This window comes from Mesorhizobium sp. 128a (genome assembly GCF_053848025.1).
Genome location: NZ_JBSPKY010000001.1, coordinates 14,193 through 31,115 on the forward strand (window position 1 = coordinate 14,193; position 16,923 = coordinate 31,115).

The following is a 16,923-nucleotide window of genomic DNA, read 5'->3' on the forward strand; positions in this document are numbered from 1 at the left end:
CTACCGCGTCAGGACAACGCCGGCGTCGGGCCGGAAGGAGACCCAGGCGCGGTCGTTCCAGGTCAGCGGATCCTCGGTGACGCGCGCCGCATTGAGTGCGCTTGCCCTGATGATCTGCCCGTCATCCAGCCTGACGTGGTAGACGGTCATGTCGCCGAGATAGGCGACGTCGTAGACTTCGCCCTCCAGCGCATTGACGGCGTCCGCCGGCTTCTTCGACGTTACCTTGATCTTCTCCGGCCTGATGGCGAAGACGATGTCGGAACCGGCCTTTGAATCGGTGCTGTTTTCGACGACGATCTGGGCGCCTGTCGCGCCGGTGATACGCGTGGTGTTTGCCGCCCGCTCGGCGACCTTGCCTTCGAACATGTTCACATTGCCAACAAAGTGCGCGACGAAGCGCGAGCTAGGCGCCTCATAGACTTCGGCGGGCGTGGCGACCTGCATCACCTCGCCCTTTTCAAGGATGGCGATGCGGTCGGCCATGGTCATGGCCTCCTCCTGGTCGTGGGTAACGACGACAAAGGTGAGCCCCAGCGTCTGCTGCATATCCATCAGCTCGAACTGCGTTTCCTCGCGCAGCTTCTTGTCGAGCGCGCCGAGCGGCTCGTCGAGCAGCAACACTTTCGGCCGCTTGGCAACCGAGCGGGCGAGCGCGACGCGCTGGCGCTGGCCGCCGGACAATTGGTGCGGCTTGCGCTTGGCGAACTGCTCGAGCTTGACTAGCTTCAGCATCTCGGCGACGCGCTTTTCGATATCCGGCGCCGGCATGCCTTCCTGCTTGAGGCCGAAGGCAATGTTCTTCTCCACCGTCATATGCGGGAACAGCGCATAGGATTGGAACATCATGTTGACGGGGCGCCGATAGGGCGGGATGCCGCGCAGGTCCTGGCCGTCGAGAAGGATGCGGCCGGCGGTTGGCTCCTCGAAGCCGGCAAGCATCCGCAGCAGCGTCGACTTTCCGCAGCCCGACGCGCCGAGCAGGGCGAAGAACTCGCGCTCGAAGATGGTCAGCGACAGATTGTTGACGGCGGTGAAGTCACCGAACTTCTTGGTGACGTTGTCGAATTGAATATATGGCTTGGCCTTCGGGTCGTTCCATGGCGCGAAATCCCTGCGGATGCTGCCAAGCGATTTCATGTCCCACTCCGTCCTGTTTTTTGCTTCTTGCCCCAGAGAAGAATGGCCCCGGCAGGTGACTGCCGGGGCCATGTCGCATTGCTTACTGGCCGGTGACGATCTTGGTCCAGCTGCGCGTGATCAGACGCTGCGTCTTGGGATCGTAGGGCTGGACCGTATAGAGTTTTTTCAAGGTTTCGGCGTCCGGATAGACCGCCGGATCCTCCAGCAGCGCCTTGTCGACGAACTGCTGCGAAGCCTTGTTGCCGTTGGCGTAGAGCACATAGTTCGACGATTTGGCGATCACTTCCGGCTTCATCATGTAGTTGAGGAATTCGAGCGCTTCGGCGACATGCGGCGCATCGGCGGGGATCGCCATCTGATCGAACCACATCTGGGCGCCTTCCTTGGGCACCGAATAGCCGATCTCGACGCCCTGCTTGGCCTCGACGGCGCGGTTGCGCGCCTGGAAGACGTCACCCGACCAGCCGACCGCCAGGCAGATATCGCCATTGGCGAGCGCGTTGATGTATTCGGACGAATGGAATTTGCGGATATATGGCCGCACCTTCAGCAAGGTTTCCTCGGCCTTGGCGATGTCGTCGGGCGAGGTGCTGTTGGGGTCGAGGCCGAGATATTTCAGTGCCGCCGGGATGATGTCGGCCGGCGAGTCCAGCACATAGACGCCGCAGTCCTTCAGCTTGGCCAGGCTGTCGGGATTGAAGAACACGTCCCAGCTGTCGATCTTGTCGGTGCCGAGTGCCGCCTGCACTTTCTTGAGATTGTAGCCGATGCCGACCGTGCCCCACATGTAGTTGACCGAATATTCATTGCCCGGATCGTATTTGGCGGTCCGCTCAGAAACCGTGTCCCACATGTTGGAAATGTTCGGAAGCTTCGACTTGTCGAGCTTCTGGAACACGCCGGCCTGGATCTGGCGCGCGAGGAAGTTGCCGCTGGGCACGACGACGTCATAGCCGCTGCCGCCAGCAAGCAGCTTGGTCTCGAGGATCTCGTTGGAATCGAAGGTGTCGTAGACGACCTTGATGCCGGTTTCCTTGGTGAAGTCGTCGATGATCGAGCTGTCGATGTAATCCGACCAGTTGAAGACATTGACGACGCGGTCCTCGGCATGGCCACCGACGGTGAAAAGCGTCAGAAATGCCGAGGTTGCCGAAAGCCAGAGCGCTTTGCGGATCATGCTGTTCTCCTTTGATGAGTGTTCCTTCGCCAATTCGTCGCAGGCTCAGCGCGATTGGGCATTTGCTTCAGAGTATTGAGCTTTCCGGACAGCCACAAGCGCGAACTGCCGACGCCATTCGGGCGGTTCGACAAGCGGCAGATGATGGCTCTGTGTTCCCGCCTGGCGGGCGCGCCGACACCGTCAGAGGCTGTCGCCGTGGCGCGGGCAGAGATACGACGATGTGATCCGGTCTTGGTCCGACCGGCGGGGACACTTGGCAAGATACGCCTGTCTTGTTGTTGCCGTGCCCCCAGCCTGCCCGCCCGGTAGCAAGGTTGTCAATGGCCCGCGCGGGGGAAGCCCGTTCAATATGGCCTGGCCGCGTCAATTAGGGGACGGCAGTCCGGTGACGCCGGGCCGCGCCGGCCTGGCCTGGCGCTTGAATTCGAGCCCGATATGGACGAGCAGTGCGGCAACCACCACGGCGCCGCCGATGATGGTGCGCACCGAGGGCACTTCGCCATGGACGAGCCAGACCCAGATCGGGCCAAGGATCGGCTCGAACGTGCCGAGCAATGCCGCGATCGCCGCAGGGACCAGCCGAGCGCCGGTGGCGAAGAAGGCAAGGCCAAGGCCGAGATTGATGACGCCGAAGGCAAACAGGAAAGCCATGTCGTGGCTGGACACGGCGAACTGCGTGGCCTGCGACGCCGCGAACGCTGCCGCCAGCATCGTGCCGAGGCAGGTCGCCGGCGTCATCCGCACGTGGGCGAAGCGCCGGGTGATGACGGTGGCGATGGAGAACATGACGGCGATCAACAGTGCCAAGCCGTCGCCGATCGGCGATACGGCGCCGTCGAGCGATTCCGACACCATGATGGCGACGCCGGCGATGACGGCGGCGATCGCCACCCAGGTCGCGACGGCGACGCGTTCGCGAAACAGCACCCAGGCAAGCAAGGCTGCCAGCAGCGGCACGCCGGCCTGCATCAACAGGATGTTGGCGACAGTGGTGTAGGCCAATGCGACGACGAAGCACGTCGACGCGGTGGCAAAACAGGCCGCCACGGCGAGGCCGGGCAGGCCCATGTCGCGAAACAATCTGAGCATGCCGCGCCAGCCGTCGCGCCAGGCCATGAAGCAAATCAGGAACGCGGCTGCCCACACCGAGCGCCAGAACACCACCGTCCAGCTGTCAGCGGTGTCGATGAAACGGGCGATGGTGCCGCCAAAGCTCCACATCAGCGCCGACAGGAAGACCAGCAGGAAGCCGACGCGCTCGTCGCGTGGCGAAGCGATCTGCGAAATGGTTGTCGGAGAAGATGCGGTATCGGTCATGGGGTGCGACTGTCGGCTATCTCGGGACGGCATGATGCACAATGGACGACAGAAACGTGCCGCATTCGCATAGCGCAAAGGCAAAGGCCGGAAGGTGATCCAGCCCGGCTTTCCCGTTGGCGCACCACCTGCCGGTCGGCGGCAATGCCACCAAACGGGGGCCTATGACGTGGTCTTGTTGCCGCGGATGAAGCGCCAGAGACCGGCAAGCGGAACCAGCAGCAGAATGCCGAATTTCTTCAAAGCGATAAGCGCCACCGCAATGAGGCCCGCCTTTGCCGCCAGCTTTCCGGCAATCAGGCCGCCAATGCCGACAGCGGCGACCGTGTCGGTGCCGGGCAGGAAGTCGGTGTATTTCTTGCCGGTGTTGAAGTCCGCCAGGCCCAGCACTTCATCCAGGCTCTGCTTGATCTCCGGCAATTGTTCCACCGTGGCGATGTAGCTCATCACAAAGACGCCTTCCCGGCCAAGGAAACGCACGTCGTAGTTGAGCGTATGGACGGCATCCTCGCCGAATTGCAGCTCCTTTGCCCAGTGCAGCCGCTTGTGGACGAAATCATAGACAGGGGGCGAAGCCCAGCCGACCAGCTTGATCGGCTGATAGCCGTCCTTCACCCGCTGATCGTTGGCCGACAATGTGTCCGCCTGCATGCTGCTCAGCAGTTCGGTGTAGTCGATGGATGCGGCATCGGCGTCATCGACATAGCCGATCTTTTCATAGCGCAGCTCGATGCCCCAACCGTTGCCGGCGATGGGTTCATAATTGACCGGAAAGATCATGCCGAGGGCTTCGTTCGCGGTATCAGGCGGATTGCCCCAAGCCTCGGTCAGGACAGACGTGGCGTCCTTCTTGTCCAAAAAATAGAACTTGTCCTTGAGATCGAGATGGATGCCTTCGGGAAGGTCGACCACGCCGGTCTTCGGCTCGATCTTGTCCAGGAATGCCTTCCCGTCGTCACTATACTGTTGATAGTTCTTGAAGAATTCCGAGGATTTTTCCGCCCCGGCCGGCCCTGCCGAAAGGGCAAGCGCCACGCCAAGCCACAAAGCTTTCCTGTCCATATGCCATCCCCCCTTGGCTGCCGTGCAGCTCACATTTCGATACCGCAGCGCCGATGCTTAATCAATATTTCGATCGCCTTGGTTCGGACAGGGGCTATATTGCTCATCGCTAATGTGCGAACGCCGCTTCAAGGGCCGGCGAACCTCAACAAGCATCACTGAAAGTCGAAAGCGCTCAAGCCGGTCACCATCTCGTCGAGGCCGAGCGGGCGGGTCACCGGCGGCTCGGCGCGGGCAAGGCACCCGACGCGTTCGCAGAGCCGGCAAGCGGGACCGATCGCCGTGGCGGCACCCTGTCCGGTCTTTGCCGACGCCGGTAGCCCCGCGCCATAGACGATCTCGTCGCGAAAGCCGATGTCGCAGCCCAACAGCAGCGCGGTACGGCGCGGGCGCTCCGAGAACGAGCCCTGCGGCCCCTCGAGTGTGCGGGCGATGCAGAGGAACTCGGCGCCGTCAGGCATTTCTACCGCCTCGACCAGGATCTGGCCAGGCAGTGCGAAGGCAGCATGGACCGGCAGCTTCGGACAGCCGCCGCCAAAGCGGCTCTGCGGAAAGCCCTGGCCGCCTGCCTTGCGGAAGCGGTTGCCGGCATTGTCGACCTCGAGCATGAAGAACGGCACGCCGGACACGCCGGGACGCTGCAGCATGGTCAGCCGGTTTGCCGCCTGTTCGAAGGAGACGCCGAAACGCGAGCGCAACACGTCAATGTCGTAGCGGGCCCGAACGGCAGCGGCATGGAAGGCCTGGTAGGGCATCATCAGGGCATGGGCGGCGTAGCGGCCAAGCTCGAAGCGGGCGAGCCGGCGGGCTTCGTCCGTACCGAGCTTCAGCGCCTGGATTTCGCCGGCGACCGCGACCGTCATGCGGATCAGGCAGGCTTCCATGGCGACCTCACGCAACTGGTCGAATGGCGACAGCCGCTCCGACAGAAAAAGACGCTGCGAATGACGGTCATAGCGACGCCGCCAGTTCGGCATGGTGGCGACCGGCAGCACCTTGACGACGATACCGTATTCACGCTTCAGCCAGGCTTTCAGCGCACCGAACAGATCGTCGCCCGGGTCAAGCACCGAGGTGAAGGCCTCGGCCTCTTCCTCGAGTGCTGCAAAATGGTTCGGCCGGCGTTCGAAAATTTCGTGCACCTCGTCGATCGGCAGCCGCGCGCCGGAAAGTGCGGTGGCCCGGCCCTCGCGCGCCAGCAGCTCGTTGAGGTCGGACAGCCGCTCGGCCTGTTCGCGATAGGCGCGAAACAGTTTAATCATCGCCGCCGACGCGTTTGGGGCGGCTTCCGCAAGCTCAATCAGCTCCTGGTCGCCCGGCAATTCGCCTGAAAGCAGCGGGTCGCCGAACACCTCCTTCAAAGCCGAGATCGATCCCCTCGCCTCGCCCTGCAGCTCATGCGGGTCGACCTTGTAGACCGACGCCAGTTTCAGGATCAGCTGCACCGTCAAAGGCCGCTGGTTGCGCTCGATAAGGTTGAGATAGGAGGGCGAGATGCCGAGGCCTTCCGCCATCGCCGTCTGGGTTAGTCCCTTGGCGATACGGATACGGCGGATGCGCGGCCCGGCGAAAATTTTCTGATCGGCCATCGGGGACCATCCTTGACAGGATTTTACATGACCTGCGCGCGACGAGGGGCGCACCGGCCTTTTACAATCTTGACAACTTTACAGGGCCAGCCAGTCAAACACAACACAGATTTTCTTTAATTTTCGACCCATAATGGTGGTTTTCCTCGCACTCTTCGCGGCGCAATGTAAATAATGTCACACACAGGCGACGCAAAAACCTAATGGCACGGCGTTGCAAGACCATGACATTAATTAATCTGGAGTGACCAATGACCGATTTTTACAATCTCGTTCCCTCGGCCCCTGAAGGCCGCTTCGACGGCATCGAACGGCCCTATTCGCCGGACGACGTGAAGCGGCTGCGCGGCTCGGTCCAGATCCGCCAGAGCCTTGCCGAAATGGGCGCCAACCGGCTGTGGAAGCTCATCCATGATGAAGACTTCGTCAACGCGCTCGGCGCCATGTCGGGCAACCAGGCGATGCAGCAGGTGCGCGCCGGGTTGAAGGCGATCTACCTCTCGGGCTGGCAGGTCGCCGCCGACGCCAACACCGCATCGGCCATGTATCCGGACCAGTCGCTCTATCCCGCCAATGCGGCGCCGGAACTGGTCAAGCGCATCAACCGCACGCTGCAGCGCGCCGACCAGATCGAGACTTCGGAAGGCAACGGCCTGTCGGTCGACACCTGGTTCGCGCCGATCGTCGCCGATGCCGAAGCCGGCTTCGGCGGACCGCTCAACGCCTTTGAGATCATGAAGGCGTTCATCGAGGCGGGCGCCGCCGGCGTCCACTATGAGGATCAGCTGGCCTCGGAAAAGAAGTGCGGCCATCTCGGCGGCAAGGTGCTGATCCCGACCGCTGCGCATATCCGCAACCTCAACGCAGCGCGCCTTGCAGCCGACGTGATGGGCACGCCGACGCTGGTCGTGGCGCGCACCGACGCGGAAGCGGCGAAGCTTTTGACCTCGGACATTGACGAGCGCGACCAGCCCTTTGTCGACTATGACGCCGGCCGCACGGTCGAGGGCTTCTACCAGGTGAGGAACGGCATCGAGCCCTGCATCGCGCGCGCCGTTGCCTATGCGCCGCATGCCGACCTGATCTGGTGCGAAACCTCCAAGCCCGATCTGGCGCAGGCCAAGAAGTTCGCCGAGGGCGTTCGCAGGCATCACCCGGGCAAGCTGCTCGCCTATAATTGCTCGCCGTCGTTCAATTGGAAGAAAAACCTCGACGACGCGACGATCGCCAAGTTCCAGCGCGAACTCGGCGCCATGGGCTACAAGTTCCAGTTCATCACGCTGGCCGGTTTCCACCAGCTCAATTTCGGCATGTTCGAGCTGGCGCGCGGCTACAAGGCACGGCAGATGGCGGCCTATTCCGAGCTGCAGGAAGCCGAGTTCGCGGCCGAAGCGCACGGCTACACCGCGACCAAGCACCAGCGCGAGGTCGGCACCGGCTATTTTGACGCCGTCTCGATGGCAATCAGCGGCGGCCAGTCTTCGACAACCGCCATGCATGAATCGACCGAGCACGCCCAGTTCAAGCCGGCGGCGGAATAACCGGACCAGCATTACCGACAGAGGAAACGCCCAGAACGGGCAAGGGATATAGGAGAAGAAAAATGGCATCGATAAGCCGCGTCAAGGAACGTGCAGAAGAGCAGTCCACCACGATGAGCGTCGACCAGCAGGCGACCATCCGGATGCTGGCCAACGACCTGCACCGGCTCAATCAATCGGTGATGAAGGCAGTCGAGGCGGGCGTCTCGGTGGAACTGGTGCGCTCGGCCCGGCACCATGGCGGCGACGGCAATTGGGGCGACCTGCTGATCCCGGTCATCGTCACGCAGCAGAGTCACGGTTGATCTTCCCTTACGGAAGCTTTGTGCTTGCGGAATCTTCTGACACGGCCGTGCACTGGCTGGTTTCAACGTCACCCGCGCGTTTTCAGCGCGGGTGACTTTCGCTTTTGCGCATGCATTTAACTACAGTTTAAAAACAGACCTTGGCATCGAGTTTAATATTTCTGGCTATATTTCCCAAGTCCGCCATTTCAGCTTGACATGGCGCGCGATCTCGCGCCATTTGACTCTTGTATTTCAACCCTGCATTGAAGCAGCGCCGAGTGCCCGCCCCGCCCATGTGTCCTGTGAATCGCGAGACCGACACCGCCAGACATCTGAATTCGAAAAGCGAGGATGCGAATTCCGAAATGCTCACGGATTTCTCCCAGGTGCTGGTGGTCGGAAAATCGCCGATCAACCGGGTGGTGGTGTCGAAGATCGTGGAGAAGTCGGGGCTGAAGCCTATCTCTGAGCCGCCTGAGATGGCGACCAAGACGTTGCGAACGGTCATTCCGGGCGCCATCGTTCTCGACGGCGGCGCCGACAACAAGGACTGCGACGCGCTGATGTCGGCCATCGACGCCTTGCGGCGAGCGTCGCGGCGGTCGCTGCCCTCGGTGATCCTGCTTTCGACCAGAACCGGCACGCCCGAAAGCCTCGGCCTGTCCAGCGTCATCGATGTGGTGGTGACCAAGCCGATTACCACCGAAAGGCTGCAACCGGTGATCGACCGGCTGATCGGTTTCGGGCGCGGCTGATCGCAGTCCGCCACCGCGGCGTTCCGGTCAACCTTTCCTGTCGATGCTTTCGATCAAAGCCGGCAGTTCACCAAGATCGGCAATCGAGCGGAAGCGGGGAGCTTCGACCGGCGGCTCGACGTGCTCCAGCACCCAGGTCAGTTCGTGCGGCACGTGGACGCCCCAGCTGCCGGCCTCGATGGCCGGCACAACGTCGGACTTGAGCGAATTGCCGACCATCATGCTGTTCTGCGGGCTGCCGCCATGGCGACTGAATATCCGGGCATAGGTGGCGGAGCTCTTGTCGCTGACGATCTCGACGGCATCGAACAGGTCGCCAAGGCCGGAGGCCGCCAGCTTGCGCTCCTGGTCGAACAGATCGCCCTTGGTGATCAGCACCAGATGATAGGCGCCGGCGAGCCTTTCCACGGTCTCGCGCGCATGCGGCAGCGCCTCGACAGGGTGGCCGAGCATGTCGCGGCCGGCGGCAAGGATTTCGGCGATGGTCGAGGCCGGCACACGGCCCTCGGTCACCTCGACAGCCGTCTCGATCATCGACAAGGTGAATCCCTTGATGCCGAAGCCGTAGATGGCAAGGTTGCGTTTCTCAGCTTCGAGCAGACGCGCCGAGATGTGCTCGGCCTCGCCATGGTCGGCGAGCAAGGCCGCAAAGCGCTTTTCAGTCAGGCGGAAGAACTGCTCGTTCTGCCACAGCGTGTCGTCGGCATCGAAGCCGATGGTTGTCAAATGTTTGAGAGGTTGCATGGTCGACTGCCCGTTTGGGTGAATGTCGTGATGTAGACGTTGTCGCCGGGCACTGCTAGCTAAGGCAAGAGTCATGGGTGGGGCAATATGACGGAGCCGAGCGTCTGGAAGGATAGGCTGGAGCGGATTCTGGCGTCATTACAAGGTCATAATCCAACCGAACTCATCAATGCCATTCGAGATCTCGGTATCGCCATGGGGCACGACGCGGGCGAGGAACTGCTTGACGCCCACCCGGAACTGTTCTCGCACCGGCCGGCGCTTACCGCCGCATTCGGCAAGATGGTGCAGGCGCAGGACACCGCCGAGATCAGGCAGATGCTGGATCAGGATCTGGATGGTCCGGCATCGTTCGGACGGATCGCGGCGGGGAAAACAAGCATAGGCGTGCTGTCGTCAAAGGATGCCTATAACCGCCTCGACGAGGTCTTCGATCATGTCGATTTCGATAATTGCCGCCGCGCCGTCATGGTCGGCTGCGGCGGGCGGCCATTCACCATGTTCCGTATTCACGACCAGACAACGGTCCCTGAGATCATCGGCCTCGACATAGTTCCCGAAGCCGTCGAAACGGCAAACAGGCTCGCGGCCAAGCTCGGCTATGCGCGCATGCGGGCCGAGCTTTGCAACGGGTCTGAGTACGACTACGGCGAAGCGCAGGTGGTCTATGTCGCGAGCATGGTTTCGCCCAAGGCAGCCGTCGTGTCCCGCATCGCCGATACCGCGCCCGACAATGTGCAGATCGTTTTGTGGGAACCTGTTTCGCTAGGCAGGCTTTGGGCTGAAAATGCGGAACGCACACTTGACCCGCGGCTTGAGGTCATCGGCCGCACGAGCATTTCGCGAAACATGACCAGAGATGTGTTCGTAACCCGACGAGGCGGTTCATCATCGACCCGGCAGATGGGCTGATCGTGTCGGCTCTGGGAACGAGCGATCGAGTGATCCTCGCCCTGGCGCGGGCATGGTGCCTGGTGCGCCACCCCATCATTTGCAAACGCACATTCGACCATAGCGGGGTGCTGCCAGATCCGGCGAGACCCGCTTCCTATGCGGACAAGTTCCTGTGGCGAAAGCTTTTCGATCACAATCCGTTTTTCACGACGGCTTGCGACAAGCTCGCCTCGAAAACCTACGCTTTGTCCACCTGTCCAGAACTCAAGACTGCCGAAGTCCTGTGGTCCGGGGACGACGCAACAAAGATTCCGGCGGAGTTGCTCGCCGGCAATGTCGTGGTGAAGGCCAATCATGGCTGCCGCTGGAACATGATGATTCACAACGGTCGGGTGGACAAAGCCACGCTGCGCCGGCGTACAGCTCGCTGGATGCGCCGTCGCTATGGCAGCAAATTCGGCGAATGGGGCTACAGGGACGCCATCAGGCGCATCCTTGTGGAGGAGATGCTGCTCGAGAACGGTGAGCCGATCCGCCTGGAGTACAAGTTCCACGTCTCCAACGGGACGACAGCCTATGTCTACGCGGCACGTCGCGACGAGCTCGGCAACGAACAAAAATGCCATTTCGACCGTGAGGGCAACTACGCGCCACCGCCGCCTGGAAGCGGTCCGCAATGGGTGAAGATTGATCTGCCACCATCTTTCCCGCGCATGCTTGAAATCGCGGAGAAACTGACAACGCCGTTCGATCACATGCGTTGCGATTTCTACGAGCTTGACGGCGCCATCTACTTTTCCGAATTCTCGGTCTACCCGCTGTCGGGCAAAGGCATCATCAACACCCGGCTCAGAGACCTGTGCGCAGACAGTTGGGATTTGCGCAAATCCTGGTTTCTGACTGCGCCGCAGACGGGATGGCGCAAGATCTATGCCGGCGCTTTGCATCGATGGCTGGATACGAACGCGCTGCCCGGCAAACCCTTTTAGCCGAAGTCTGTCCCGTTGCTGGCACAACCTATCGGGCGGGCTCCCCTTCCCTTCCATCGCCGGCCACGGCTATACTCCGAAATCCGCAACCCAAACTGGTGAATGATGCCGCCTGCGAAAAAGGAAGTCCGTCCGTCGAACCGCGGAGGACGCGTCCGCACGCCTGCCTTCGTGAAAAATCAACGCGGCGTGAAGAACTGGAAGGAAGTCAGCGCCTGGCTGGAATGGCGCGGCATCGAAGACATAGAATGCATCACACCCGACCAGGCGGGTGTTGCCCGCGGCAAGATGATGCCGTCGAAGAAATTCACCTCCAATACCTCGCTGGCGCTGCCTTCGGCCGTGTTCATGACGACGATTTCGGGAGGCTATCCCGAGGATGGCAACGGTTTCCACTATCCGGAGGACGATGGCGACCTGAAGCTGATGCCGGATCTGTCGACCCTGACCGTGGTGCCATGGGAAGAGGACCCGACGGCAGCCGTCATCTGCGATCTCGTCCACCAGGATGGCCGCTCGGTGGAGTTTACGCCGCGCAATGTGCTGAAGCGCGTGCTGGCTGCCTATGATAAGCGTGGGCTGAAGCCTGTGGTGGCGCCCGAGATCGAATTCTACCTGGTGCGCAAGAACCCCGATCCTGACTACCCGCTGACGCCACCGGTTGGGCGTTCGGGGCGGGCGATCGGCGGCGGCGCCGGCTATTCGATCGCCGGCGTCAACGAGTTCGACGAACTGATCGACGACATCTACCATTTCTCCGAAAGCCAGGGCCTGGAGATCGACACGCTGATCCACGAGGAGGGCGCCGGCCAGCTCGAGATCAATTTGCGCCACGGCGATCCGATCGAGCTTGCCGACCAGGTGTTCATGTTCAAGCGCACCATCCGCGAGGCAGCGCTCAAGCACGAAATCTATGCCACCTTCATGGCCAAGCCGATCCAGGGCCAGCCTGGCTCGGCCATGCACATCCACCAGTCGATCATCGACAAGAAGACCGGACAGAACATCTTTTCGGCCGAAGACGGGTCGGAAACCGACGACTTCTTCCACTTCATCGGCGGCATGCAGAAGCATGTGCCGAATGCGCTGGTGATGTTTGCGCCCTACGTCAATTCCTACCGCCGGCTGACGCAATCGGCCTCGGCTCCGGTCAACAACAAATGGGGCTATGACAACCGCACCACGGCGTTCCGCGTGCCGCGCTCGGACCCGGCGGCGCGGCGTGTCGAAAACCGCATCCCGTCTTCCGACGCCAATCCCTATCTGGCGCTGGCGGCGTCGCTTGCCTGCGGGCTGATCGGCATGACCAGCAAGGTCAAAGCCGAGCCTCCGGTGCTGACCACCGCCAACGCAGACGAGATCGACCTGCCGCGGGGTCTGCTCGAGGCCGTCGACCTGTTCGAAGGAGACGAGGAACTCTGCGCCCTGCTGGGCAAGTCCTTCGCCGCCACCTATGCGGCGATCAAGCGGGCGGAGTTCGAGACCTTCATGGAAGTGATCAGCCCATGGGAGCGGGAGTACCTGCTGCTCAATGTGTGAGTGGCGACTTCGTCGCGAGAATGGTCAATAGTGAATAGTGAATGGTGAGTAGTTTCATACTGGATGGATAACGAGCGGGATCGTGCGTGTTCGCACGGCCATTCACCATTCACTATTCACCATTCACTGGCATCCCCATGCTTTACCAATCCCCAATCTCCCCCGGCCGCTCCTGGTACGAAGACACAGCGGGGCCACGCCCTGAATACCCGGCCCTCGACGGTGATCGGTCTTGCGACGTTGTCATCGTCGGCGGCGGCTTCACCGGTCTTTCAGCGGCGGCGCATCTGGCCAAGGCCGGCGTAGACGTCGTTCTGATCGAGGCACACCGCTTCGGCGACGGCGCTTCCGGGCGCAATGGCGGCCAGCTCGGCACCGGCCAGCGCGCCTGGGCCGAGGAGATGGAGGCCGAATACGGCTTCTCCCGCGCCAAGGCGTTGTTCGATCTCGCCGAAGAAGCCAAGGCGCATCTGCTGGAATTCGCGGCCGTCAACCAGATCGATATTGACTACATGCCGGGCCAGCTGTCGGTGGCGCACAAGCCGCGCTATGTCGACGACTACAAGGAGCACGCCGAGATCATGGCGGGCCGCTTCAACTATCCGCACATCGCCTTCATGGATGCCAGGGAAACGGCCGAGCGGCTGGGTTCCACGCGCTACTTCGGCGGCACTCGCGACACCGGCACCGGGCACATACACCCGATGAAACTGGTGATCGGCACGGCAAAGGTGGCTGCCGCGGCCGGCGCCCAACTGTTCGAACAGACGCCGTCGACCGGCATCACGTCCATTGGCAGCAAGGTCAGGGTCACGACGCCGATAGGTACCATCACCGCGCAGAAATGCCTGATCGGCGTCAACGCCTATGGCGGCACCCTCGAGCCGGTGAGTGCCGCGCACATCATGCCGATAGGGTCGTTCATTGGTGCCACCGTTCCACTCGGGGCGGCCTCGAAAGTGCTGCCGGGCGGCGAGGCGGTCGACGATTCGCGTTTCGTCGTGCGCTATTTTCGCAAATCCAGGGATGGAAGGCTGCTGTTCGGCGGGCGCGAGATCTATGGCGTCAACGACCCGAAGGACATCCACATTCATATCCGCCGGCAGATCTCCGAACTTTATCCCGACTTGAAGGATGTCGAAATCACGCATGGCTGGGGCGGCTATGTCGGCATCACCGTGCCGCGCAAACCATTCGTGCGAGAGGTAATGCCCAATGTGATCTCGGCCGGCGGCTATTCCGGTCACGGCGTCATGCTGTCGAACTTCTTCGGCAAACTCTATGCCGAAACCGTCGCCGGCAACCGCGATCGGCTCAAGCTGATCGAGGATTTGAACATCCCGGCCTTCCCCGGCGGCCGACGCTTTCGCACGCCGCTGCTGTTCCTGGCGCTCAACTGGTTTGCGCTGCGCGATCGAATCTAGGGTAACAAGCGATTCCGTCTGTAATATTCGTTGCTTGAGCGACACATTGCAGAATCCTCAACAAGGGTGCAGAATCCACGGTTGGGGCGCACTGATGCCACAATCGCGGGTAAAAGGTGCCGGTTCTGGGTGATTGAACGGGGACTTTTGCGGGCCTGCCCGCTTGTTTTTGGGACCGATGCCGATCGAATGCCGGCCATCCGGCGCTGATCGAAAGAACATCGGCCGCATGTTGGAGGTGGCAAACGTGAACGAGCCCTTCAGTTTCGGTGCGCCGGAACGACGGCGCTTTGCCATGCAGTTCGGTTATGACATGCGGCCCTCCTTCTGGCAGGGGGTGCGCACGAATTCGCATCTGGTGATCGCCGCGGTCGGTACCGCAGCGCTGCTTGGCGTGGCGGGTATCGCGCTTTGGCTGGCGTTGCCGGCCAACGATCGGCAGGCGAGCGCCAGCACACAGCCTCTTTCGCAGCAGAGCGTTCCAACCGTCCCGGTCAAGACAACCAAGATCGCCCCGGTCACCCCTGCGGCCACAGTTGCCGCGGCAGCGGCGCCGCAGGCCGCACGCAAGGGCGATGCGGTTTCGCCGACGGTGGCTGCTGCGGCGGCCGCTATACCGGCGCTGGCGGCCAACGATCCGCGCTGGACTGCGCCGCAATCGAACAGCGACGCTGAAGCCACGCCGTCAGATCAGGCCGCGACCGAGCAGGCAGCCGCCAAACCATCAGACGCGGCAGCTTATGAGGAACCGTCGGCGCAGAGCGATGCCACGACGCAGCTGTCCAAGGTCGCTGCACCGGACGCCGCTGCGAAGGACGGTCACACCGACGGCGCGGAAACCGCCGCCATCCCGACGCCGAAACCACAACTGGCGGATGCGCAATCTTCCACGGCAGCGGATGATGATGCCCAGGCTACGGACAAACCGCAGAAGGTGGCTGCCGCCGATGCCACCGGACGCATACTCAGGACAGTGACAATGCGCACCGGTCCGAAGAAGAATGCCGCTGCCATGGGAACCGTGCCCGCCAAGTCATCGGTGCAGGTGGTGAGCTGCAAGAAATGGTGCCAGATCGTCTACAACGGCAAGCGCGGCTGGATTTACAAGAGCTACATCAAGACCGGGGCCTGAAGGCACGGTTGCGGCTCACCGGCCGATGAGCCGCAACAAACGCCGTCGCCGTCTGGCATGCTTTGCCTGCCTGACATGGTCGCGATGCTCCTCGAACGGCACTTCGAACAGGCCGCACTGCCTGCATCCCTCGTTCTTGCCGCAGTCCGGTATCCAGCATTTAACATCGTGGGTCCAAGCCAGCGCGATACGCTCCAGGTGAAGCTTGGGCGAACTTTTCAAAAGTATCAGTTCCCCCGGCACAGCCGTCTGCCTGACGTGGTCCGAGACTTCTTTCGGCGTACGCAGTTCGGCAAACCGGCCGCTGTCACGATCGTTCTCACTGGCTCTCGAGCGATGGGCATTGTCCCCGGTGTAGATCACCTGATCGGCGATTTCCCGCGCCATTTTGTAGGCACTGGCGTATTTTCGGGTCGAGCCCGCGTAGTCTGAGATCTGACCGAGGACGATACGTTTGCGCGCTACCTTGGCCCTGGCCATCATGTCGATGGCAAGATTGACCGAGTGCCAAGGCGACTTTGCGCTGTCGACGATGAATTGCGGGCCATCTTCGGCAACCACGACATCGCAGCGATTCGCCAACGGGTGGAACGTCGCTACCCTTGCCGCCACCTTCTCCGGCGGAACGCCGAGTTCGAGGGCCGTGACGACGGCGGCAGTTGCCGGCAACCAGAAATGGTCGCCCGGGAATAGCGTTTCGAGATCCAGAACGCCGCCACCCCAGCGGAGCGAGAATCGCAGCAGTTCCGGATAGGCAGCATGGATGTTCGTGACGCGATAGTCCGCGGCTTCCGATGTGCCGAATGTGACGACGCGGCCCGCGCCGGACGCCATTGCGAGCACATGCGGATCGTCGGCGTTGAGAATGGCAAGCCCACTCGGCTCCAGCGCCTCGATCAGCGCCCGCTTTTCGCTGGCAACGTTCTCCAGGGTGCGGAAACTCGCAACATGCTCGAGCCGGACCATCGTAACGACAGCCACATGGGGGCGCAGCAATTCGGCCATCGGCCGGATCGAACCGACATTGAAGGCGCCAGCTTCAAAGACAACATAGTCGACATCGCCTGCTCGATTCAGTCGCTTATAGAGCGTGTTGACCAGCGCCTTCATCGTGTTGAACAGAACCTGCGCATGGACCGTGCCATGGCTGGCCAGGATGTGTCCCAGCAGGCTCGCCGATGTCGACTTGCCGGAACTGCCGGTGATGCCGATGAAAGTGGCCTTGCTTCTGGCGCGCCCGCGCTTGGCCAAGTACATCCTGAGGCGCCGCCCCAGATCTTCGCCGATTTTGCGCAGTTTCGCGTCCATTGCGCTGCCAAATCCCGAG

At 61.9% G+C, this 16,923-nt stretch carries 15 protein-coding genes; 8 read left to right on the plus strand and 7 right to left on the minus strand.

Features of this window, described 5'->3' with window-relative positions; translation table 11 throughout:
* The 5 genes from ACWTU9_RS00050 to ACWTU9_RS00070 all read right to left on the minus strand — a co-directional run bounded on the left by ACWTU9_RS00050 (position 1) and on the right by ACWTU9_RS00070 (position 6,291).
* Entirely contained in the window at positions 1-1,140 is a 1,140-nt protein-coding gene (locus tag ACWTU9_RS00050) for an ABC transporter ATP-binding protein (RefSeq protein ID WP_455856565.1), read from the minus strand.
* Positions 1,141-1,222: 82 nt separating this feature from the next.
* Entirely contained in the window at positions 1,223-2,320 is a 1,098-nt protein-coding gene (locus ACWTU9_RS00055) for a polyamine ABC transporter substrate-binding protein (RefSeq protein WP_454589877.1), read from the minus strand.
* Between the two features lie 366 nt (positions 2,321-2,686).
* Positions 2,687-3,640, minus strand: a complete 954-nt coding sequence (locus ACWTU9_RS00060) for a DMT family transporter (protein ID WP_454589878.1) — start codon at positions 3,638-3,640, stop codon at positions 2,687-2,689.
* Between the two features lie 162 nt (positions 3,641-3,802).
* Complete coding sequence (locus tag ACWTU9_RS00065; protein ID WP_454589879.1) at positions 3,803-4,702, minus strand: DUF2167 domain-containing protein; 900 nt, start codon at positions 4,700-4,702, stop codon at positions 3,803-3,805.
* Positions 4,703-4,857: 155 nt separating this feature from the next.
* Positions 4,858-6,291, minus strand: coding sequence for a helix-turn-helix domain-containing protein (locus tag ACWTU9_RS00070; RefSeq protein WP_454589880.1), 1,434 nt, complete (start codon positions 6,289-6,291; stop codon positions 4,858-4,860).
* 251 nt (positions 6,292-6,542) lie between these two features.
* On the opposite strand from ACWTU9_RS00070, the gene aceA reads away from it, so the two are divergent.
* The 3 genes from aceA (at position 6,543) to ACWTU9_RS00085 (ending at position 8,874) form a co-directional block, all read left to right on the plus strand.
* On the plus strand, positions 6,543-7,832 hold the full coding sequence (gene aceA / locus ACWTU9_RS00075) for an isocitrate lyase (protein WP_455856566.1): 1,290 nt from the start codon (positions 6,543-6,545) through the stop codon (positions 7,830-7,832).
* A gap of 62 nt (positions 7,833-7,894) precedes the next feature.
* Positions 7,895-8,137 carry an SMc00767 family acetate metabolism repressor gene (locus ACWTU9_RS00080; RefSeq protein ID WP_006202762.1) on the plus strand — a complete coding sequence of 81 codons (243 nt, stop codon included), beginning with the start codon at positions 7,895-7,897 and terminating at the stop codon, positions 8,135-8,137.
* Between the two features lie 347 nt (positions 8,138-8,484).
* A complete protein-coding gene (locus tag ACWTU9_RS00085; RefSeq protein ID WP_455856567.1) occupies positions 8,485-8,874 on the plus strand; it encodes a response regulator in 390 nt (129 codons plus the stop codon).
* Between the two features lie 27 nt (positions 8,875-8,901).
* On the opposite strand, the gene ACWTU9_RS00090 is transcribed toward ACWTU9_RS00085, so the two are convergent.
* The gene (locus tag ACWTU9_RS00090; RefSeq protein WP_454577431.1) at positions 8,902-9,618 is read right to left on the minus strand and encodes an HAD family hydrolase; all 717 of its coding nucleotides are present in this window, start codon (positions 9,616-9,618) and stop codon (positions 8,902-8,904) included.
* Positions 9,619-9,705: 87 nt separating this feature from the next.
* Between ACWTU9_RS00090 and ACWTU9_RS00095 the strand changes: the two genes are divergently transcribed.
* The 5 genes from ACWTU9_RS00095 (at position 9,706) to ACWTU9_RS00115 (ending at position 15,596) form a co-directional block, all read left to right on the plus strand.
* Positions 9,706-10,530 carry a hypothetical protein gene (locus ACWTU9_RS00095; RefSeq protein WP_455856568.1) on the plus strand — a complete coding sequence of 275 codons (825 nt, stop codon included), beginning with the start codon at positions 9,706-9,708 and terminating at the stop codon, positions 10,528-10,530.
* A 29-nt stretch (positions 10,531-10,559) separates the two neighbouring features.
* Positions 10,560-11,501, plus strand: a complete 942-nt coding sequence (locus ACWTU9_RS00100) for an ATP-grasp fold amidoligase family protein (RefSeq protein WP_455856569.1) — start codon at positions 10,560-10,562, stop codon at positions 11,499-11,501.
* Positions 11,502-11,603: 102 nt separating this feature from the next.
* Complete coding sequence (locus ACWTU9_RS00105) at positions 11,604-13,040, plus strand: glutamine synthetase family protein (RefSeq protein WP_455856570.1); 1,437 nt, start codon at positions 11,604-11,606, stop codon at positions 13,038-13,040.
* Between the two features lie 137 nt (positions 13,041-13,177).
* Positions 13,178-14,464, plus strand: coding sequence for an NAD(P)/FAD-dependent oxidoreductase (locus ACWTU9_RS00110; RefSeq protein WP_455856571.1), 1,287 nt, complete (start codon positions 13,178-13,180; stop codon positions 14,462-14,464).
* Positions 14,465-14,711: 247 nt separating this feature from the next.
* A complete protein-coding gene (locus ACWTU9_RS00115) occupies positions 14,712-15,596 on the plus strand; it encodes an SH3 domain-containing protein (RefSeq protein WP_455856572.1) in 885 nt (294 codons plus the stop codon).
* Positions 15,597-15,611: 15 nt separating this feature from the next.
* Here the strand turns inward: ACWTU9_RS00115 and ACWTU9_RS00120 are convergent, their stop codons facing one another.
* The gene (locus ACWTU9_RS00120) at positions 15,612-16,904 is read right to left on the minus strand and encodes a Mur ligase family protein (RefSeq protein ID WP_455856573.1); all 1,293 of its coding nucleotides are present in this window, start codon (positions 16,902-16,904) and stop codon (positions 15,612-15,614) included.
* Positions 16,905-16,923 lie beyond the last annotated feature (19 nt).